The organism is Gemmiger formicilis (assembly GCF_018784445.1).
GTDB lineage: Bacteria > Bacillota > Clostridia > Oscillospirales > Ruminococcaceae > Gemmiger.
On sequence record NZ_WQOH01000029.1, the window covers coordinates 99,155 to 120,716 of the forward strand.

Consider the following 21,562-nt stretch of genomic DNA (forward strand, 5'->3'; position numbering starts at 1 on the left):
TCTGTAAAACAGACTATGTAAGAGGAACATACAATGAAACCAACCCCACTTCTCACCGGCTGGACCTGCCGCCATCTGGGCGATACCGCACCCGGCAAACCGGTGACCCTGCCCCATGATGCCATGCTGGCTGAACCCCGCACCGCCCTGAGCGCGGGCGGCACCAATACCGGCTGGTACGAGGGATATGACTACGAATACCAGCGCACCCTGACCGTGCCGGAAAACGAGCTGGCAGACACCCACATTCTGGAGTTTGAGGGCGTCTACCATAATGCCGAGGTCTGGCTCAACGGTCAAAAGGCAGCGTTCCGCCCCTACGGCTACACCAATTTCTACGTGGACTACGCCCCCTACCTGCATTCGGGTGAGAACGAGCTGCGGGTCATTGCCCGCAACGCCGACCAGCCCAACAGCCGATGGTATTCCGGCGCGGGCATCTACCGCCCGGTGCAGCTTTGGACGGCAAGGGGCGCGCATATCGCGTTGAACGGCGTTAAAATCTGCACCCTGTCGCTTGACCCCGCCATCGTGGAGGTGCGCGTAAAGACCACCGCCCCCGGCACGGTACGCCTGATGGTGGACGACCTGCCTGCCATGCAGCAGGAGAGCGACGGCGAGGCTGTATTTACCCTGACCCTTGATAACGCCCGCCTCTGGACGCCCGAAACGCCAAACCTGTACACCTGCCGCGTCAACTTTGCCGATGATGAGGTGACCGAGACGTTCGGTGTTCGCAAGGTCGAGTGGGGTACGGACGGTTTTCTGCTCAACGGCAAGCGGTACATCATCCAGGGCGCGTGCATCCACCACGATAATGGTCTGTTGGGTGCAGTTTGTGACCCCGACGCCGTGGCACGCAAGGTACGCCTGCTGAAAGCGAACGGCTACAACGCCATTCGCTCAGCGCACAACCCCTGCTCCAAGGCGCTGCTGACCGAGTGCGACCGCCAGGGTATGCTTGTCATGGACGAGTACATCGACCACTGGTATATCCACAAAACCGAGCATGACTACGTGGATTATTTCAACGACTGGTGGCATCAGGATCTGACCGACATGGTGGAAAAAGACTACAACCACCCCTGCGTGGTGCTCTACTCCACCGGCAACGAGGTCAGCGAGACTGCCCAGAAGCGCGGCATCGCCCTGACGAAGGAGATGACCGACTTCCTGCACGGGCTGGACGATTCTCGTCCCGTAACTTGCGGTGTGAACATCTTCTTCAACTTTTTAAGCTCCATCGGCTTCGGCGTGTACAGCGACGAAAAGGCAAAAAAAGAAGCCGAGCGTGCCGAAAAAGCCAAACAGCGCGGCGAAAAGGCCGCCAAGAAAAAGGCGGTCGGCAGTCAGTTCTTCAACAATCTGGCGGGGCTGCTGGGGGATGAGTTCATGAAGCGCGGCGCGACCCTGCACGGCTGCGACGTCAAGACCCGTGACGCCTTTGCCAACATGGACATTGCGGGCTACAACTACGGCATCTACCGCTATAAGCATGACCTGAAAAAGTACCCGCAGCGGTTGATTTTGGGCAGCGAGACCTTCTGCAACGATGCTTATAAATTCCGCGAGCTGGCCAAACAGGAACCCCGCTTGGTGGGCGACTTTGTCTGGGCGGGCATGGACTACCTGGGCGAAGTCATGGTCGGCTCATGGGAGTACGCCGACTACGCCGAGACCTTCGACGGCGGTCCGGGCTGGGTGTCGGCGGGTTCGGGGCGCATCGACCTGACCGGCAAACCGCTGGGCGAAGCCCTTTATACCCGCGTGGCGCTGGAGGCCGACAACGGCCCCTATATCGCCGTCTGCCCGGTCAACCATACCGGAGACCGCCACAGCCCCAGTGCGTGGAAGATGACGAATGCCATGCCCAGCTGGAGCTGGACCGGATGCGAGGGGCGCAAGGCCAACGTGGAGGTCTACGCCCGCGCTGCCCGCGTGGAGCTGGTGCTGAACGGCCGCACCGTGGGCAGCAAAACGCTGAAAAATGACTGCCTGGCGAGGTTCAGCATTCCCTACGAGAGTGGCACGCTGGAAGCCGTCAGCTATGACGCTGCCGATCACGAAATTGGTCGCTGCAAGCTGCAAAGTGCCGGCGGCACGACCCGCCTGACGCTGGACGCAGAAGAACCTGCTGCACAAATGGGGCATCTGTGCTACGTCCGTCTGCGCTACACCGATGAAAACGGCATCACCAAGCCGCTGGCGCGCGGCAATATTCGGGTACAGGTGCGCGGCGGCACATTGGTGGGGCTGGGCAGTGCCTGCCCTTTCAACAAGCACAGCTATCTGGACAGCGAAACCGATACCTACTACGGCGAGGCTCTTGCCATAGTCCGCATGGGGGACGGCGACGCCATGACGATTGCTGCTTCCGACGGCGAATACAGCGCGGAGCTGACCGTGCCTGCGCAAGCATGAGGTGAGCTATGGAAACGATAAATAATTGGTGGACAAACTTCTCCCAAAAGCATAAGCTCGTGGCACAGTTTGTGAAATTCTACGCTTTTTCGCTGTTTGTCACGGTGCTGCAATATCTGCTGCTGACCTTTTTGCCGGGGCTGTTCTACAACCTGACCGACTGGTGCAGCATCCCCTGCCAGCTGATTCATCTGAACCTCGGTCCGGTGGATACCTATGTATTCAACTACCCTGTCACCGGCGACGCTACCGGCGGGATGGGCTACTTTGCGGCGTTTGCCATCACGCTGTTTCTGGCGCAGTGCGTTAATTTCCCGATGCAGCGTAATATCACGTTTAAGTCGAAGGGCAACGTGTGGTATCAGATCGCGTGGTACGTGGTGGCGTTCGTACTCATCACCATCGTGTGCAGCTTTTTGATGGGCATTTATGTGCCGCTGTGTAAGCAATTCTTCCCGCCTGCGCTGTACAACGTCCTCATCACCGTCATCAACGGCGGTGTGCAGATGGTGATTTATTTCCCAATCTATAAGATCATCTTCCCGGAGGGTGAGCAGAAGAAAAACTAAACTGTCCTTTGGAAAATAAAGCAGCAGGAAGCCTTAATCGGTTTCCTGCAGCTTTTTTATTGGTTTTCAACTTCCCAATGCCCACTGAAGCCGCGGCCAATGTAGTGAACATTATTTTCTTTTTTAGTATTCTATTTATTTGGTTACTTATTTGTGCAGGTGAAAACCGTCCGGGCAACGCCTGCACAGGAAAAGCCGTTCTTGGGCAAAAAAGCCTCAAAGATGGGGAATTTGGGGCGGTATATGGCTGGGCGGGCATCGGTACTGACGCGGCGCGAACGCGCCCAAACAGGGGCGCTTCTCGCGGTGACAGGGGCGGTGTGCGGGAATGTTGCGGGTTGGGTTTGCATACAACTTCTTGCTAGGGAGTAAAACTTATATATTAGTTTGCTGGGCTTTTCACTTGCGAGAACCCTGCGATGTAGGTATCTGCATTTCTCAATTAGACCAAAGCTGCGCATTTATTTGATCGGTGCGTATGAGAATCTGTCTTGCAGATTTGCCCCCAAAACTGCCCCCAAAAGGGTTTGGAACGGTTCAGCACCGTATAGCACCCTTTTGTACACATGGGACAAAAGCTGTTTCGCCCTTTGGTACACAATACCACCAAACCCAACAAAACAGCACCCTAACGCACAAATTTTGAATTTCTCATAACCCGGAGGTCGCAGGTTCAAGTCCTGTCTCCGCAACCAACAAAAGCTCGTTGAAACGACAAGTTTCAATGAGCTTTTTTCTACATCATGGAAAAAGTGGTAACAAGCTGGTAACTTTGACCCCAAAATGACCCCAAAACGGAAAAGTGACTGCGCCCGGACGGCTGAAACTTTCAACCGCCCGGGCGCTTTTTGTGGATAAATCTTGCGGAGTTGGCAGGTAAAAATAGGAGCGGTCGGTGCGGTCAGCTTGCTTTGACGAGTACCAACACGCTGTTGTTTGGCACGACGATCTGTTCCTGTTTGGTGGGAATGGGCGGGTTTTTGTACTGGCGCAGGGCTTTTTGGATTTGCTGCTTGACTTCCAGCAGGGCGGCGTCTAGTGTTGGCGCTTGTGCGGTGATTTTGGGGAAGTCAGGAACATGGATTGTGCAGCCGTCTGGGGATAAGGTGCAGAGTACAGGATAAGGCTGGTTCTCTACGGAGATGCTGTACTGCATCCCGAACATATCGTCCATTTTGTCCATTTCGTGCCGCTTGTGTTCGTCCATGCTGTGGACGTATGTGTCCATTGTGAACGCAACGGAGTAATGACCGAGGATGGCTGACAACGTTTTGTAATCCATGCCGCGTTCCAGTGCGCGGGTGGCGAAGGTGTGGCGCAGGGCGTGGAAGGTAAAGTACCCGATGTCGGCATCCTTCAGCAATCGGTCGTAGTAATCCTTGAAGGTTTTCTGCTCAAAGTAGTGTCCAAACTCGTTGGTAACGATGAAGCCATCGTCGGTGTACTTATCCCCTGCCCGAATCTTGTCCTGCGCTTGCTGTTGTTTCCAGCGGGTAAGCTCGTCTGCTATTGTGCGGGTCAGCGGAATCGTGCGGCGGGAGTTTTTCGTTTTGGGTGTGCCGAATACGATTTCGGTTTTGTTTTCGCCGTCGTGGGCTTCGTACTTGGCAAGGCGGTTGATGGTACGGCGGACATGGAGTTGGGCGGTGGAAAAATCAATATCTTCCCATTTCAGCGCCAGCAACTCCCCCATGCGTAATCCGGTACACAAGTCTAAGCGGATAAACACACCATAGCGGTGGCGGTAGCTGGCCTGCACCAGCGCCCGCTGCTGATCGTTGGTAAATACGCTGATTTCGGGCTTTTCTCCGCTGGGCAAGGTGACTGCCTCGCAGGGGTTATAAATCAGCAGACGCTCTTTCACGGCTTGCTGTAAGCACTTGTGCAATGCCATGTGGTAGTTGCGCAAGGTCTTGGGGGATAAGCCTTCCTCGCGGAATTTGTAGTTGTAAAACTCCTGCAAGGTGTGCGGCTCCAGCTTTTTAAGCAGGATTTTCCCCAGCACACAAAAGTGCTTGTTGAGATAGCTGCGATAGCTGGCATAGGTGGACTGTTTCACTGTATCTTTCATGTAAGTGTCCAGCCAGTATTCATACCATTCGCCCAATGTCACCGACATAGGATCGCGCCAGCCCTGTGTGCGGACTTCGTGGGCTTGCTGCTGTAAAATGGCAATGGCCTCCTGCCGGGTGTTGCAGCAGGTGGATGTACGCTTGGGCTTGCCGGTTTTGTAGTCGATTCCGGCTGACAGGCGAACCTCCCACCGCCCGTCTGTACGCTGACGGATGTTGCCCTCGTTATGCCCACGGCGCAGGGCTTTTTTAGATGTGTCTTTCACGATGCATCGTCTCCTTTCGTGACACAAAGACTACCACAGGTACGACCACAAAGCTATTCATCAGACCCGACAATCTTCGGGTTCTCGTTTTGGGCTTTATTGACCTTTTGCCGTTCCAGCCAGTCCAGCAGTTCATCCCGCCGCACCAGCAGTCGGTTTCCAATGTGGAACGCAGGAAAAGTCGTGTCATGAAATATCCGATAGGTGGTCGAGCGTGAGATACCGAAGTAAGTTTGCACTTCCTTGGGGCTGACAACATTGGGTAAATTTTGAAATTCCGTGTTCATGGGTTCCTCCTATGTAAATAATTTATAAAAAGGTCTTTACTATATAGCCGCTGAGAATGGCGAAAATTACGAGTTTTTTTAAACTGTTTAGAAAAAGTTCAAATTCTTAGAAAGATACCAAATCATATCATACAGACCGGCAGTCGCAACTTTTGCAACTGTCCTCAAAATTTTTGAAAAAATTATCTCTACTATATAGCCACTGGGGAAGGGCAAAAGGTAACGTTCGCTGAAAAAATAATGAAATTTTTTCATTAAATTTCAGTATAACAGTATAACTTGCAGGATTCCTGCAAGTTTAGAGATGTAAAGCGAAGAATTTTTTCTCAAGAACTGGCCTAAACGCCAAAATTATACTTCAAAAACAGCATATCACCCATTGTGCTAAAAACCCTTGCACTTTTACAAAATATCTAAATCCATTTTAACAAGCAATGGGGCAAAAACCCTGCCACATTACTCAAAATAAAACAGGCAAGCCGCAGATTAAAACGGTTTGCCTGTAGAATGACGATGCTGACGGTGATGACGATGTTTTTGATATACCCCTTTACCCTATCCCACGAACACCGTCACCATCGTCACCACCGTCACGCTTATAGTGAAATGACGCTTGCAGTTTACTACTGCTCGAAACAAAAACAATGATACTACGAGAAACACAAAATCAGAATGACGCAGATGACGCTAATGACGCTGAATCTGGGATATGGTATAGGGATATCCCCAAAACAGCGTCATTAGCGTCATCTGCGTCACTATCGTCACACAAGAGCAGCGAGGGGGTCTGGGGAACACCCCAGAAATGCGTTTGTGGATATCCAAACGCTATGCTAGCAAAACACGTTCCCGCTCAAAGCGGGAGTAATCAAAGCGGATACGCATACAAATTCACATATACTCCAGAGTGAATCAGTTTAGATTCATCCAAAAATCTTGACTCGAAAAAGTGAATCAGTTCTGATTCACTTTCCAAAGTGCTGTTATTATTCCCCTTCCTCCACGTGCGTGGTCATCACGGCGATGCTCTTTTTTCCGGGAACGGGGTAACGCACCTTCTTAAATAGCAAGAAAAAAACAAGAATATAGTCATGGCGTTTTCAGAGAGCCGTGTTAGTCTATCTGATTCTTTCCAAATACATTGTCCGCGGTATTGCGCTCGGCAGCGTGAAAGGGTAAAATAACACTTACGGAGGTGCAGTGCGCTTGCGCTGCACCTTTTTTGGTGTTTATGCAAAAAAAGCAAACGACAAAATACGGAGGAATATACGATGTCATTTCCGGAAAATTTCGTCTGGGGCGCGGCAACCGCAGCCTATCAGGTCGAGGGCGCAGTGCAGGAGGATGGTAGGGGACTGTCCATCTGGGATACCTTCAGCCATACGCCGGGCAAAACAAGGAACGGTGATACAGGGGACATCGCCTGCGACAGCTACCACCGCTGGGCAGAGGATATTGCACTGCTGAAAGAGATGCACCTGAAGGCGTACCGGTTCTCGATTGCCTGGCCGCGCATCTTCCCGCAGGGCACGGGACCAGTCAATCCGGCAGGTCTTGCCTGGTATGACCGGCTGGTCGATGCGCTGCTTGCGGCAGGGATCGAGCCTTATGTCACGCTCTACCACTGGGATCTGCCGCAAGCCCTGCAGGACAAGGGCGGCTGGCTGAATGATGATACGGCAAAAGCCTTCGCCGGGTATGCCGCCGCGGTGGCCGCGCACTTTAAGGGGCGGGTGCGGTACTATTTTACCCTCAATGAGCCGCAGTGCAGCGTGGGGCTGGGCTACAGCAGCGGTGTACACGCACCCGGTTTCCGTCTGGATGACGGCTCGGTGTTTACAGCGTGGCACAACACGATCTACGCCCACTGCCTTGCGGCCGATGCGATCCGCAGGGCTGACCCCGATGCCCGGGTCGGCATGGCCCCGACAGGGCGCATCTGCACCCCGGCAACAGACGACCCTGCCGATATTGCGGCGGCCCGCGAGGCAACCTTTGCGCTGGCGGACGGAGACTGGACCTTCACCTATGCCCCGGCACTTGATCCGCTGTGCGGGCGCGGCTGGCCTGTGATCGCGGGCGGTCAGGCCCAGCGTGTGGTGGATGCCATCCCGCAGGAGCAGCTGGACGCTCTGCCGCTGGGCAGGCTGGATTTCATCGGGATGAACATCTACAACTCCGTCATGGTGCGCGCCGGGGCAAACGGCAAGCCGGAATTCTGCCCCCGGGCCGCAGGACATCCGCGCACAGCCATCGGCTGGCCCATCACCCCGGAGTCGATGGAGTGGGGGACACGCTTTATCTGGGAGCGGTACGGTCTGCCCATCTACATCACCGAGAACGGCCTTTCCTGCACCGACAGCATCCATCTGGACGGCAAGGTGCATGACCCTGCGCGCATTGACTTCACCCACCGCTATCTTCTGGCGCTGCGCCGCGCGATTGACAGTGGCGTGGATGTGCGCGGCTATTTCCACTGGTCACTGCTGGATAATTTTGAGTGGAGCGAGGGCTATAACGAGCGCTTTGGTCTGATCTATCTCGATTACGCAACCGGCAAACGAACCCCCAAAGATAGTGCTGCCTGGTACGCCAAGGTGGCCGAAACGAACGGAAAAAATCTGTGAAAAGGCACGGTATGGCCCCTCGCTATGTGTTTGTTTCCTCTAAGAGATGCCCTCTGCGCGCTGATGGTCGTGCTTGCGATCGATGCAGAGAAATGCTCGCGGAATAACCATACCTGACAGGCTGCACACAAAAAATACTCCCTTATTCTGCTGCGCGCGCAGCAGGATAGGGGAGTTTTCTGGTTCGTGAAGCAGCACGCCGGTGTATAAAGATCGTACAGAAAAGGCAGCAGCCCACTGCGGGCTGCTGCTTTGCGGTAAAAGGCGGGCGGTCAGCCCATGACGATCTTGACCTCTACGGTTGAGCCGGCGGGAACAGGAGAGAGGATGTTACCGCTTACAGGCTTGCCGTCCACGGTCATGGCTTTGACGCCCTTTTCCAGATGGTCAGGGTTCTCCACAACGATTTCATAGGTTGCCCCGCGCCAGACACGGCGCAGGGTAAAGCCGTCCATCTCGTGCGGGATGCAGGGATCGATCTTCAGCCCGGCCAGCGTGGGCTGGATGCCCAGGATATACTGGCTCACATCCACAAAGGTCCAGGCCGCCGTGCCGGTCAGCCAGCTGTTTTTTGCTTCGCCAAAGGTGGCGGCGTCGCGGCCAGCCACCATCTGGCTGTAGACATACGGCTCGGTGCGGTGGATCTCACTGATGTCCTCAATGTATGCCGGGCAGGTCTTTTTGTAGATCTCAAACGCGCGGTCACCATGGCCGACTACAGTCTCGGCACAGCTGACCCATGGGTTGTTGTGACAGAAGATGCCTGCGTTCTCCTTGTATCCCGGGGGATAGCTGGAAATTTCGCCCAGTTCGAGATGGTACTTCGTGTAGGCGGGCTGCAGCAGCACAATGCCGTACTTCGTGTCGAGCTTGTCTTTCACGCTCTGCAGGGCGGTTACGGCTTCGCCGGTGTTTACGCCGATGCCTGCCATGACGCACATACCCTGCGGCTCGATGAAGATCTTGCCTTCCTCGCATTCCTCACCGCCGATCACATGACCAAAGGCATCGTAGGCGCGGCGGAACCAGCTGCCGTCCCAACCGGAAGTCAGTACGGTATGTTCCATCTCTGCAACCTCGGCGCGCACGGCGGCAGCTTCGTCGGTGTGGCCGGTGCTGTCAAGAATTTCGGCAAACTGGTTGCCGTACTTGACATACATACCGGCAATGAACACGCTCTCGGCTACAGGACCCTCGCTCGGGCCGGTGGTCTGGAAGCTCTCGCCCGGCTCTTTGCTGAAGCAGTTCAGGTTCAGGCAGTCGTTCCAGTCAGCACGGCCAATCAGCGGCAGACCGTGCGGCCCCTTGTGGGTGCGCAGATAGCCAAAGCTGCGGCGCAGATGCTCAAGCAGCGGCTGTGCAAGGCTGTGGTCGTTGTCAAAGTCCACCGGTTCGTCCAGAATCGAGTAGTCGCCCGTCTCGCCCAGATAGGCGTACACGGCGGCAATCAGCCACAGCGGGTCATCGTTGAAGCCGGAGCCGATGTCCATGTTGCCCTTTTTCGTCAGCGGCTGGTACTGGTGGTAGGCGCTGCCGTCGGGGAACTGGGTGGCGGCAATGTCGAGAATGCGCTCCCGCGCGCGGGCGGGGATCAGATGCACAAAGCCGAGCAGATCCTGACAGGAATCGCGGAAGCCCATGCCGCGGCCGGTGCCGCTCTCATAATAGCTGGCAGAGCGGCTCATGTTGAAGGTGACCATGCACTGGTACTGGTTCCAGGTATTGACCATGCGGTCGAGCTTTTCATCGCTGCTCTTGACCGAGTAGGTGGACAGCAGGTTGTTCCAGTGGTCGTGCAGCCTGGCAAGTGCCGCATCGACCTGCGCATCCGTGGCATAGCGGGCAGCCATCGCCTGGGCGCGGGTCTTATTGATGATGCCGGGCGCGGCCCACTTCTCGTCCTCCGGGTTTTCTATATAGCCCAAAACAAAAATCAGGCTGCGGCTTTCGCCGGGCTGCAGGGTGACATTGACTTGATGCACGCCAACGGGTGCCCAGCCGTGGGCAACAGAGTTGGTGCAACGGCCGTTTTCCACGACTTCGGGGTTCGCATTGCTGCGCCATGCGCCTAAAAAGGCGTCCCGGCTCGTGTCAAAGCCGTCAATGGGCGTGTTGACGGTGAACAATGCGTAATGGTTGCGGCGCTCGCGGTACTCGGTCTTGTGGTAGATGGTGCTGCCCTCGACCTCGACTTCGCCGGTAGAGAAATTGCGCTGGAAGTTGGTGGAATCGTCCACAGCATTCCAGAGGCAGAACTCCAGATAGCTGAATATAGTAAACGATTTCGGTACATCACTCTCGTTGGTCAGCACCAGACGGTCGATCTCGCAGTTGTCGCCTACCGGCACAAACAGCTCCAGCTTCGCGGTCAGACTGTTCTTTTTGCCGGTAATGATGCTGTACCCGAGGCCGTGGCGGCACTCATAGCTGTCCAGCTCGGTCTGGGTGGGCTGCCAGCCGGGATTCCAGACGGTATCGCCGTCCTTAATATAGTAATACCGGCCGTTAGAGTCCGCAGGTACGTTATTGTAGCGGTAGCGAGTGATACGCCGCAGCTTGGCATCTCTGTAAAAGCTGTACCCGCCCGCCGTGTGGGAAACAAGGCTGAAGAATGCCTCGCTGCCCAGATAGTTGATCCACGGCAGCGGCGTGCGCGGCGTGGTGATGACATATTCGCGTGCGCTATCGGAAAAATGACCGAACTTCATAGAGACCCTCTCCTTACTTATGGAAAGCAGATAAAATCGTCAGTTCAAGTCGAAAACGATTAAGTTATTACCCTTACAATACCGCGTTTTCCGGATAATTGCAAGGGCTGCAGCTGAATTTAACGATGATTTGGCAAGTTTCACAATTTTGAAAACCGAAAATTGGCACGAAAATCGAATGCCACCTATTTTATATAAGAGTGTTTTCCGGTTGTGGCACCATAAAGAGCAAATTTGAGTCTGCATCACCGGGCCGAAAAGTGTAAAAACGGCAAGCAGGGGCGCAAATTATGTTCCTTTTTCAGCGAAACTCCAAACGAAATAGCCAAAACAGATGTTTTCGCTTTTTGCAAATCGCCAAATCGAATCGAAATGCACAAAAAATGCCAAAAAGGCATTGATTTTATGGTTGACATGTTGTATAGTGAAGATGCGAAAACGATTAAGGAAGATGCAAGGAGGCGATATCATGGCATCCATCAAAGACATCGCAAAGGCATGCGGGGTCTCGGTGGCTACCGTGAGCAAGGCTCTGAACGGTCACAACGATATCAGTCAGGCCACCAAAGAAAAAGTGCGTGAGGCTGCAAGGCAGATCGGCTACATGCCAAACTCCGCAGCGCGGGCCCTGAAAACGAACCGCACCTATAATCTGGGTGTCCTTTTCGTGGATGAGGCGCAAAGCGGTCTGACGCATGAGTTCTTCGCGGCTGTCCTGGACAGCTTCAAACGCCACGCCGAGGGCAGAGGCTATGATATCACCTTTATCAACCACAACATTGGCCACGGCCACTCCAGCTATTTAGAGCATTGCCGCTACCGCGGCGTTGACGGCGTGATCGCTGCCTGCATCAAGTTCGATGACCCGGAGGTCATTGAGCTGGCCAACAGCAACCTGCCGATCGTCACAGTCGACCATGTCTTTAACAACCGGGCTGCCGTACTTTCCGATAACACCGATGGTGTCCACAAGTTAGTGGATCAGCTTGCCGCGCTGGGGCATGAGCGAATCGCTTATATCCACGGAGAGAATCACAGCGCAGTCACCCAGAAGCGTCTGGTCGGTTTCTACCGCGCCTGCGCCGCCCATGGGATCACGGTGCCGGATGCCTACATCGTGCCGAGCACCTACCGCGATGCGAAAAGCTGCGCCGCTGCGACCCGTCAGCTGCTGGCACTGCCGCAGCGCCCCACGGCGATCCTCTTCCCGGATGACTTCTCCGCCATCGGCGGCATCCAGACGATCCGGCAGGAAGGACTTCTGATTCCGCGGGATATTTCGGTGGCCGGCTATGACGGCAACCTGATCTCGCAGATCATGTCCCCGCAGCTGACCACCTACCGGCAGGACACCGAAGCGCTGGGCCGCGCTGCGGCAGAGCTGCTTATCGAGCAGATCGAATCCCCGCGCACGGCCTTGCCGGAACAGAAGCTGGTCTCCGGCAGTTTGCTGAAAGGGCAGTCCGTTGATGTCCCCAATCTATAGGTTCAAACCCGCAAGGATGCGGGTCACAATATCTGATTCATACATGAGTTCTTTTTATTAAAAAGGAGGAAAACACATTATGAAAAAGGCAATGAGTTTATTGACCGCCACTGCAATGGCAGCCACCTTGCTGGCAGGCTGCGGCGGAGGCACCGCAAGCTCGTCCGCAGCCCCCGCCGCTGATTCGACCTCTACCGAAGCCAGCAGCACGGCCGCAGAGCCCGCTGCCGATGCAGCCGCAGAGGAGGGCAAGGTCCTGAACATCTGGTGCTGGAACGATGAATTCCAGTCCCGCTTCAACGACTATTACCCCGGCGTCAAGGAGATTGCCGCCGACAAGTCCACCACGACGCTGGATAACGGTGTTACCGTAAAGTGGACCATCAACCCCAATGATAACAACAACTACCAGAATAAGCTGGACGAGGCCCTGCTCAAGCAGGACAGCGCCGCTGCCGATGACAAGATCGACATCTTCCTGATCGAGGCGGACTACGCGCTGAAGTATGTGGATTCCGAATATACGCTGGATGTCAAGAAGGATGTCGGCCTGACCGATGATGATCTCAAGGATCAGTACCAGTACACCAAGGACATCGTTACCGTGGATGGCGTGCAGAAGGGCACCACATGGCAGGCGACCCCGGGCCTGTTTGCCTACCGCCGCTCCATCGCTGAAGATGTGCTGGGCACCGATGACCCGACCGAGGTGCAGGCCGCGCTGAACGATTGGGATAAGTTCAACGATGTGGCTGAGAAGGCCGCTGCCAAGGGCTACAAGATGCTCTCCGGCTACGATGATTCCTACCGCACCTTCTCCAACAATGTGTCCGCCGGTTGGGTGGACGGCACGACCGTCAAGGTCGACCCCAACATTATGAACTGGGTCGATCAGACCAAGACCTATACCGATAACGGCTACAACAACAAGACCAGCCTGTGGAGCGACCAGTGGGCCGCCGATCAGGGTCCTGCCGGCAAGGTTTTCGGCTTCTTCTACTCCACTTGGGGCATCAACTTCACCCTGCTGGGCAACTCTCTGGCCACGCCTGAGTCTGAGGGAGGCAAGCAGGAAGTCGGCAACGGTATCTTCGGCGATTACGCAGTCTGTCAGGGTCCTCAGCCTTATTACTGGGGCGGCACCTGGATCTGCGCAGCAGCCGGCACCGACAACATCCCCACAATCAAGGATGTCATGTACTCTCTGACCTGCGATGCTGACATCATGACCAAGATCACCGAGGATACGCAGGACTACACCAACTGCAAGAGCGCTATGGATTCCATCGCAGCTGACCCGAACTTCGGCTCCGCATTCCTCGGCGGCCAGAACCACATTGCCCTCTTTGCAGAGGTTGCACCTACCATTGATATGTCCAACGCTGGCCCGTATGATCAGGGCTGCAACGAGACCTTCCAGAGCTGCTTCAAGGATTACTTTGACGGCACGGTTGACCTTGAGACCGCGAAGAAGAACTTCGAGGATCAGATCAAGGTCAAGTATCCTGAGCTGAGCAGCGTCGAATGGCCTGCATAAATACCTGCGTGACCTTAAGGCAACACCGCACAATTCCCGCCTGACGGCTTAAGCACCGCTCCGGCGGCTGCGGCACCTCGCTCGCCGTATCGGCACTTAGAATTATGCGGTATTACCTTGAACAAAACGAACTGAACCGCAAACGCCATGCCAGGGGCGGGGAGAGACGCCCGCCCCTGGTTTTGTTTTTATCAGATTTTGAAAGGCTCTGCCCCCAGCAGGGCAATGCCCACACAGCTAAGGAGGGCGAGACCTATGAAAACAAAGAGAAAGGGCATGAGCTACGCCAAATGGGGCTATATATTTCTGGCGCCGTTCTTTATTACCTTTTTCATCTTCCAGTTCTGGCCGCTGGCAACGACCATCTACTATTCCTTCTTTGAGTATTTCCGCAGCGGCCTAAAGATCATCGGCCCTAATTTTGTGGGGCTGAAAAACTATGCCGCCATGATCAAAGAGGTGCCGAAGTATTTCAGCAATACCATGGTCATGTGGCTGATGGGCTTTATCCCGCAGATTATTGTATCACTGGTGCTGGCAGCGTGGTTTACCGATCTTCGGTTGAAGCTGCGGTTTCAGGGCTTCTTCAAGACCGTCATTTATATGCCCAACCTTATCATGGCATCGGCGTTCGCCATGCTGTTCTTTACCCTGTTTTCAAACTCGGAGACAGGGCCGATCAACTCGATCCTGCTCAAGCTCGGCATCGTGGCCGAGCCGGTGCGCTGGCTTTCCAATGTCTGGACAGCGCGCGGTCTGGTTGGGCTGATGAACTTCCTGATGTGGTTCGGCAATACGACCATCATTCTGATGGCTGCCATCATGGGTGTGGACCCCGGCCTGTATGAGGCCGCTCAGCTGGACGGTGCATCCTCGACCACAATGTTCTGGCGCATCACGATCCCGCTGATCCGCCCGCTGCTTGTCTATACGCTGATCACCAGCCTCATCGGCGGCCTGCAGATGTTTGATGTGCCGCAGGTTTTGACCAACGGCAAGGGCGACCCGAACGGCTCGACCAACACCATTATCATGTACCTGAACCAGCATCTGTACAGCAAAAACTACGGCACAGCCGGCGCTATCTCGGTGCTGATGTTCCTGCTCTGCGCGGTGCTTTGCGTCATCATCTACTTTACCCTCACACAGGAGGATGACGGCCTGACCCGTGAGCAGCGCAAGGCTGAGAAAGCCCGCATCAAGGCAGCCAAAGCGGCCGCCAGGCATCACTAAGGAAGGAGCGTGAACCAGTATGCCGAACGAAACCAAAACTGCAGCCACCACTACCGCAAAGGCAAGCAAAATTCACGACCCTATGCTGACCCTGCAGCGTGCAGTGGCCTATATCGTGCTGTTTGTCCTCTGCTTTATCTGCCTGTTCTTCTTCTATGTGCTGATCGTCAACGCCACGCACAACAACTTTACCATCCAGCAGGGGTTTGACCCGCTGCCCCGCGGCAGCTTTGGCGTCAACTTCTTCAACACCACCCATGATGCCAATGTGCCGATCCTGACCGGTCTGCGCAACAGCCTGATCGTGTCGGCTGCCTGTGCGGCGCTGTCGGTCTATTTCAGCGCACTGACGGCCTACGCCATCTATGCGTATGACTTCAAGCTGCGCAAGCTGGCCTTTACCGTCATTCTGCTCATCATGACGATGCCCACACAGGTTTCGGCGCTCGGCTTTTTGAACCTGATGGACTCGATGAAGCTGACCAACACCCTCTGGCCGCTGATTCTGCCGAGCATCGCCGCACCGACAGTGTTCTTCTTCATGAAGCAGTATATGGATTCGAGCCTGCCGCGCGACATTATTGATGCGGCGCGCATTGACGGCTCGGGAGAGTTCCACACCTTCAACACGGTCATTCTGCCGATCCTGAAGCCCGCCATGGCGGTACAGGCAATATTCAGCTTTGTGGGCGCATGGAACAACTACTTTATCCCGGCGCTGATCATCAACGATGCCAAGTGGAAAACGGTGCCCATTCTGGTTGCACAGCTGCGCAGCGCGGACTTTTTGAAGTTCGATATGGGCAAGGTGTATATGATGATTACCATTGCGATTCTGCCCGTTATGATCGTCTATCTGCTGCTCTCCAAGTACATTGTCCGGGGCGTTGCATTGGGCAGCGTGAAAGGGTAAAAAAGTTTTATAGACCGTAAAAAGCGGGCGAACAGAAATGTTCGCCCGCTTCAGTTTGTCGAAAAAGCCCTTTTTCGGGTAGAAATGTAGGGCGCGTGTCTATCTCCGCGCTAAGAGCCGCCGCTGTGCGGCGGTTGCGCTCCGAAACGCGCCTGCGGGCGCGGTGACCGCGCCGCACCGCTGGCTGCGCGCAGCGCATAAAATCGCGCCGGACGGCGCGCAGTTTCACGGTATATCGTACTATTGGATAGGCTCCATGCGCGTCTTGATGATCTCGCTGATTTTCTCGGCGTCGCTGTCGGGTTCGGTCAGCCCAACGATCTGCCCGTCATCCGCCATGCCGAAAATAAGCGCACCGCCCAGCGTGTTCGCAAAAGCGCTCATGCTCTTGCACCAGCTTTTGCGCGAACTATCGGTGCTTTAATTATACAACTTGGCAGGGTCGGTTTGCAATCGTAAGTTGTACTCTCCGGTGGTAAGTTGTACGCATGGCCGTAAGACCATAGCGGGATGAATCCAATTTTTTGTAGTTTTACGGATAGGATACGATAGTATATTAGTATTTTATTTATTTAATTATTTATTTGTGCAGGATTTACCTGTACAGGGAAATCCCGTTCAGGTAAATGCCTTTGCGGTAAAATAAAAAATCCCCGGAAAACGGGGAATTTGGGGCAATATTTGGCTGGGAGGGCACCGCTCCGACGCGGTGTGAATGCGCCTAAACAAGGGCGTTTCTCGCGGTGACAGGGGCGGTGTGCAGGGATGGTGTAGAGTTGGCTTGCGTACAACTTCTTGCTAGGGAGTAAAACTTATATATTAGTTTGCTGGGCTTTTCACTTGTGTAAACCCTGTGATGTAAGTATCCACATTTCTCAATGGAACCAAAGCTGCGCATTTATTTGAGCGGCGCAAGTCAGAATTCGTCTTGCAGATTTGCCCCCAAAACTGCCCCCAAAAGGGGTTGGAACGGGTCAGCACCGTATAGCACCCTTTTGTACACATGGGACAAAATCAGTTCTGAGCCTTGGTACACAATACCACCAAACCCAACAAAACATCACTGTAACGCACGATTTTTAGATTTCTCATAACCCGGAGGTCGCAGGTTCAAGTCCTGTCTCCGCAACCAACAAAAGCTCGTTGAAACGACAAGTTTCAACGAGCTTTTTTCTGCAATATGGCAAAAGTGGTAACAAGCTGGTAACTTTGACCCAAAAATGACCCCAAAACGGCAAAGTGACTGCGCCCGGACGGTTGAACTTTTCAACAATCCTGGCGCTTTTTGTGGATAAATTTTGCGGAGTTGGCAGGTAAAAATAGGAGCGGTCAGTGTAGTCAGCTCGCCTTGACGAGTACCAACACGCTGTTCTGCGGTACGACAATTTGTTCTTGTTTTGTAGGAATGGGCGGGTTCTTGTACTGGCGCAGGGCTTTTTGGATTTGCTGCTTGACTTCCAGCAGGGCGGCGTCCAGCGTGGGGGCTTGTGCGGTAACTTTGGGGAAGTCGGGAACATGGGCGGTGCAGCCGTATGCCGAGAGTGTGCAAAGCACAGGGTAAGGCTGGTTCTCAACGGAGATGCTGTACTGCATCCCGAACATATCGTTCATCTTGTCCATCTCGCGCCGCTTGTGTTCGTCCATGCTGTGGACATAGGTGTCCATTGTGAACGCTACCGAGTAGTGACCGAGGATGGCTGACAGGGTCTTGTAGCCCATGCCTCGTTCCAGCGCACGGGTGGCGAAGGTGTGGCGCAGGGCGTGGAAGGTAAAGTGCCCGATGTCGGCATCCTTCAACAGGCGGTCATAGTAATCCTTGAAAGTTTTCTGCTCGAAGTAGTGACCGAACTCGTTGGTGACGATGAAGCCATCCGCAAGGCGTGATGATTTGAAAGCAAGGATTGAGGACGACCGTTCCAAAATTGTTCCTGTTCGTTTATGCCACAGCGTAGCAAAACGCGTCTACCCAAAACAGTGGCTATCATGGCGCGCATACAAATTCATACATTCCTCGGGCGTGAATCACTGCGGATTCACGTCTGTCGAAAAAGTCCAAATTTCAGACATAGGTTTTTTGCATTGAGTTGGGGATGGGGCGCGTGCTACAATCAAAGCTAGAAAGCTGTGCCCTTTTCCGGGCAAGATTGTAGGAGGAACTGTCAATGAAACTTCGACTTGGCATCATCGGCGCGGGCAACATTGCCTCCGCCCACATCCAAAATGTTCTGGACGGGAAATGCCCGGATATCGAGATTGTGGCCGTGGCCGACCGCAAGGAGAGCCGCCGCCAGTGGGCTGCCGAAAAACTGCCCGATGCCCGCATTTTCACCGAGGGCAGCGACCTTATCGCCGCCAAATGCTGCGACGCGGTTCTCATCGCCGTGCCGCACTACCAGCATCCCACGCTGGCCATCGAGGCGTTCCGCGCCGGGCAGCACGTCATGTGCGAGAAGCCCGCGGGCGTCTACACCTTACAGGTGCGAGAGATGATCGCCGAGGCCGACAAGCACCCCGAGCTGACCTTCGGCATGATGTTCAACCAGCGCACCAACTGCGTCTACCGCAAGATGAAGGAGATGCTGGACGCGGGCGAACTGGGTGAACTCAAGCGCGTGAACTGGAGCGTCACCGACTGGTATCGCACCCAGTTTTATTATGACTCCGGCGCATGGCGTGCGACCTGGGCCGGTGAGGGCGGCGGTGTGCTGCTGAACCAGTGCCCCCACCAGCTGGATCTACTGCAATGGCTGTGCGGCCTGCCGGTGCGCGTGCATTCTTTCTGCCATGAGGGCAAGTGGCACGACATTGAGGTCGAGGACGACGTGACCGCCTACATGGAGTTTGCCAACGGTGCGACCGGTGTGTTCATCACCACCACCGCCGACGCCCCCGGCACGAATCGCTTGGAAATCACCGGCACGAAAGGCCGCCTGATTTGCGACGAAAACGGCTTGACCTACGACCGCCTGAAAGAGGACGAGCGCATCTGGTGCGCCACCTGCAAGGAGGGCTTTGAGAAGCCCGGCTGTGAGCGCGTCGAGGTCGAGACCGACGGCGAAAACCCGCAGCACGCAGGCGTGCTGAATGCCTTTGCCGCCCACATCCAGACCGGCGCACCGCTGGTGGCAGACGGCCGCGAGGGCATCAACGGTCTGATGCTCTCCAACGCCATCCACCTGTCGTCCTGGCTGGGCGAGACGGTCACGCTGCCCATCGATGAGAAAAAGTTCCTGAACCTGCTCAACGAGCGCCGCGCTCACTCCCGCTTGAAAGAGGACACCGACGTGGTCATGGACACTGCGTCCAGCTACGGCAGCGGGGCAAAATAAAATGGAAAAGGTAAAAACGGCGGTCATCGGCATTGGCAACATGGGCACGGCACACGCCCAAAGCCTGTGGGATGACCGTGTGCCCGGCCTGGCGCTGGCCGCAGTTTGCGACACCGACCCTGCCCGGCTGGCCTATGCCGCCAAAGCCTGGCCCGGTGTGGCCTGCTATGCCAGCGAGGACGCACTGTTGGCCGCAGGCGGTGTGCAGGCGGCCATCGTTGCTGTACCCCATCCGCTGCACAGCAAAATTGCCTCGCTGGCGTTAGCGGCTGGGCTGCACGTGCTGGTGGAAAAACCGTTGGACGTCCGCCTTTCGGTCGCACAGGCATTGTGTGCACAGGCAAAAGCCAGCGGCAAAGTGTTTGCCCTGATGCTGAACCAGCGCACGAACCCGCTGTTCGCCAAGGCGCGGGCCATCGTGCAGGGTGGGCAGCTTGGGCAGCTCAAGCGGTCGGTGTGGATCATCACAAACTGGTATCGCACCCAGCATTACTATGATTCCGGCGCGTGGCGTGCCACTTGGGCGGGCGAGGGCGGCGGCGTGTTGCTGAACCAGGCACCCCACAATCTTGACCTGTGGCAATGGATCTGCGGCATGCCTGAGAGCGTGACCGGCTACTGCGACGTGGCTCGCTACCACCACATAGAGGTCGAGGACGACGCGACGATTTTTGCCAAGTACCCGAACGGTGCGACTGGTGTGTTCATTACCTCCACCGGCGAAATGCCCGGCACGAACCGGCTGGAAATTGCCGGCACAAAGGGTAAGCTTGTCCTGGAGAACGGTGTGCTGAAATGGTGGCGGTTGAAAACGCCCGAGGATGCCATCCGCTTTGCCAGCTCCGACAACTTTGTGACGCCGGACTGCGACTATCAGGAGCTCACCCCCGACGCGCCCGAATCCGCGCACATCGGCATTTTGCGGAACTTCGCGGATGCGATTTCGCACGGCGCACCGCTGCTCAGCCCCGGCGAGGACGGCCTAAAAGAGCTGGCCATCTCCAACGCGGCCTATCTCTCCCAGTGGACCGGCAACGCCGCCATGCCGCTGCCGCCGGATACCGTGCTGTTTGATAAGCTGCTGGCCGAGCGGGTCAAGACCTCCGCCTATAAGCCCAAGACCGATACAGAGCGCCCCGACGGCCGATACAGCCGCCGCTGGCAGGTGAATTGGTAACAAGGAGAACGCTATGTCAAAAACAACGCAGCTGTCTTTCCCGGCGGCGGATCCATTTATCCTGCGTGCTGTCGATGGGCGGTACTACCTTTACTGCACTAGCGAGGACGGTAGCGGCATCCCTATCCATGTGTCCGATGATTTGGTGCACTGGCAGCGACGCGGCACAGCCATCGGCAAGGATACCGCCCGCTGGGGCGTGGGTTGCTTCTGGGCACCCGAGTGCTATGAGATAAACGGAAAATACTACCTGTTTTACAGTGCCGACTGGAAAGAAAACCCGACCGGTGCACTGGAAAACTTCCGAATCGGCGTCGCCGTGGCAGATGACCCGGCCGGGCCGTTCGCCGATATGGCCGACAAGCCGATTTTTGACCCAGGGTATCCCATCATCGATGCCGACGTTTACACCGAGGATGGGCGGTACTACCTTTACTATTCCCGCTGCTGCTATGAGCACAATGTGGACGGCCTTGAAGAAAGCTGGATCTACGGCGTGGAGCTGAAGCCCGATTTTACCGGTGTTATCGGCGAACCTGTGCTGCTGCTGCGCCCGGAGCAGGAGTGGGAGGGGCGCAGCGCTGCCGCCACAGGCCGCCGCTGGAACGAGGGTTCGTATCTCCTGAAGCACAACAGAAAATACTACATGACCTACTCCGGCAATTTCTTTGCAGGGCCGGACTACGCCGTTGGCTACGCTACGGCTGATACCCCGCTGGGCCCCTACACAAAAGCACCCGAAAACCCGATTTTGGAGCGCGGCGCACAGGTGACCGGCACCGGCCACAACTGTATGTTCCGCACCACGGCGGGCGAATTGATGATTTGCTACCATGGCCGCACCGAGGCCACCGGCAATGATCGCATCGCCTTTATCTCCCCGGCGCATTTTGATGAGCAGGGCAGATTGGTCATCGACGCGGAATAACGCACAACA

15 protein-coding genes and 1 pseudogene are annotated in these 21,562 nt (G+C 55.5%); 11 read left to right on the forward strand and 5 right to left on the reverse strand.

Annotated elements, in window-relative coordinates; genetic code table 11:
• Positions 1-33: 33 nt before the first annotated feature.
• The 3 genes from GPK89_RS09895 to GPK89_RS09905 are packed head-to-tail and all read left to right on the forward strand — an operon-like array spanning position 34 to position 3,355.
• Positions 34-2,421, forward strand: coding sequence for a glycoside hydrolase family 2 TIM barrel-domain containing protein (locus tag GPK89_RS09895; RefSeq protein WP_215692740.1), 2,388 nt, complete (start codon positions 34-36; stop codon positions 2,419-2,421).
• A gap of 8 nt (positions 2,422-2,429) precedes the next feature.
• Positions 2,430-2,990 (forward strand): hypothetical protein, encoded by a 561-nt coding sequence (locus GPK89_RS09900; RefSeq protein WP_215692741.1) that lies wholly within the window; start codon positions 2,430-2,432, stop codon positions 2,988-2,990.
• An 8-nt stretch (positions 2,991-2,998) separates the two neighbouring features.
• Positions 2,999-3,355: a hypothetical protein gene (locus tag GPK89_RS09905; protein ID WP_215692742.1), complete on the forward strand. Its 357-nt coding sequence runs from the start codon at positions 2,999-3,001 to the stop codon at positions 3,353-3,355.
• A gap of 536 nt (positions 3,356-3,891) precedes the next feature.
• Here GPK89_RS09905 and GPK89_RS09910 read toward each other — a convergent pair.
• Both GPK89_RS09910 and GPK89_RS09915 read right to left on the reverse strand, forming a co-directional pair.
• Positions 3,892-5,328: a tyrosine-type recombinase/integrase gene (locus GPK89_RS09910; RefSeq protein WP_215692743.1), complete on the reverse strand. Its 1,437-nt coding sequence runs from the start codon at positions 5,326-5,328 to the stop codon at positions 3,892-3,894.
• Positions 5,329-5,381: 53 nt separating this feature from the next.
• Positions 5,382-5,615: a helix-turn-helix domain-containing protein gene (locus GPK89_RS09915; RefSeq protein WP_215692744.1), complete on the reverse strand. Its 234-nt coding sequence runs from the start codon at positions 5,613-5,615 to the stop codon at positions 5,382-5,384.
• Positions 5,616-6,886: 1,271 nt separating this feature from the next.
• Here GPK89_RS09915 and GPK89_RS09920 point away from each other — a divergent pair.
• Positions 6,887-8,242, forward strand: a complete 1,356-nt coding sequence (locus tag GPK89_RS09920) for a GH1 family beta-glucosidase (RefSeq protein ID WP_215692745.1) — start codon at positions 6,887-6,889, stop codon at positions 8,240-8,242.
• A gap of 272 nt (positions 8,243-8,514) precedes the next feature.
• Here GPK89_RS09920 and GPK89_RS09925 read toward each other — a convergent pair whose 3' ends face one another.
• A complete protein-coding gene (locus GPK89_RS09925; protein ID WP_215692746.1) occupies positions 8,515-10,950 on the reverse strand; it encodes a GH36-type glycosyl hydrolase domain-containing protein in 2,436 nt (811 codons plus the stop codon).
• A 469-nt stretch (positions 10,951-11,419) separates the two neighbouring features.
• Here GPK89_RS09925 and GPK89_RS09930 point away from each other — a divergent pair, with 469 nt between their 5' ends.
• The 4 genes from GPK89_RS09930 (at position 11,420) to GPK89_RS09945 (ending at position 16,119) form a co-directional block, all read left to right on the forward strand.
• The gene (locus GPK89_RS09930; RefSeq protein ID WP_215692747.1) at positions 11,420-12,436 is read left to right on the forward strand and encodes a LacI family DNA-binding transcriptional regulator; all 1,017 of its coding nucleotides are present in this window, start codon (positions 11,420-11,422) and stop codon (positions 12,434-12,436) included.
• A 79-nt stretch (positions 12,437-12,515) separates the two neighbouring features.
• Positions 12,516-13,973: a carbohydrate ABC transporter substrate-binding protein gene (locus GPK89_RS09935; RefSeq protein WP_215692749.1), complete on the forward strand. Its 1,458-nt coding sequence runs from the start codon at positions 12,516-12,518 to the stop codon at positions 13,971-13,973.
• 255 nt (positions 13,974-14,228) lie between these two features.
• Positions 14,229-15,206: a carbohydrate ABC transporter permease gene (locus tag GPK89_RS09940; RefSeq protein ID WP_215692751.1), complete on the forward strand. Its 978-nt coding sequence runs from the start codon at positions 14,229-14,231 to the stop codon at positions 15,204-15,206.
• Positions 15,207-15,288: 82 nt separating this feature from the next.
• A complete protein-coding gene (locus GPK89_RS09945; protein ID WP_242943432.1) occupies positions 15,289-16,119 on the forward strand; it encodes a carbohydrate ABC transporter permease in 831 nt (276 codons plus the stop codon).
• Between the two features lie 240 nt (positions 16,120-16,359).
• Here GPK89_RS09945 and GPK89_RS09950 read toward each other — a convergent pair.
• Positions 16,360-16,515: pseudogene (locus GPK89_RS09950) on the reverse strand (AlbA family DNA-binding domain-containing protein); the annotation flags it as partial.
• Between the two features lie 942 nt (positions 16,516-17,457).
• Complete coding sequence (locus tag GPK89_RS09955) at positions 17,458-18,039, reverse strand: tyrosine-type recombinase/integrase (RefSeq protein ID WP_252261620.1); 582 nt, start codon at positions 18,037-18,039, stop codon at positions 17,458-17,460.
• Positions 18,040-18,281: 242 nt separating this feature from the next.
• Here GPK89_RS09955 and GPK89_RS09960 point away from each other — a divergent pair, with 242 nt between their 5' ends.
• From GPK89_RS09960 to GPK89_RS09970, 3 genes are read left to right on the forward strand one after another with little or no spacing between them, the layout of a single operon-like run.
• A complete protein-coding gene (locus tag GPK89_RS09960) occupies positions 18,282-19,448 on the forward strand; it encodes a Gfo/Idh/MocA family protein (RefSeq protein ID WP_215692754.1) in 1,167 nt (388 codons plus the stop codon).
• Position 19,449: 1 nt separating this feature from the next.
• Positions 19,450-20,625: a Gfo/Idh/MocA family protein gene (locus GPK89_RS09965; RefSeq protein ID WP_215692756.1), complete on the forward strand. Its 1,176-nt coding sequence runs from the start codon at positions 19,450-19,452 to the stop codon at positions 20,623-20,625.
• A gap of 13 nt (positions 20,626-20,638) precedes the next feature.
• Positions 20,639-21,553, forward strand: coding sequence for a glycoside hydrolase family 43 protein (locus GPK89_RS09970; protein WP_215692758.1), 915 nt, complete (start codon positions 20,639-20,641; stop codon positions 21,551-21,553).
• Positions 21,554-21,562: the final 9 nt, after the last annotated feature.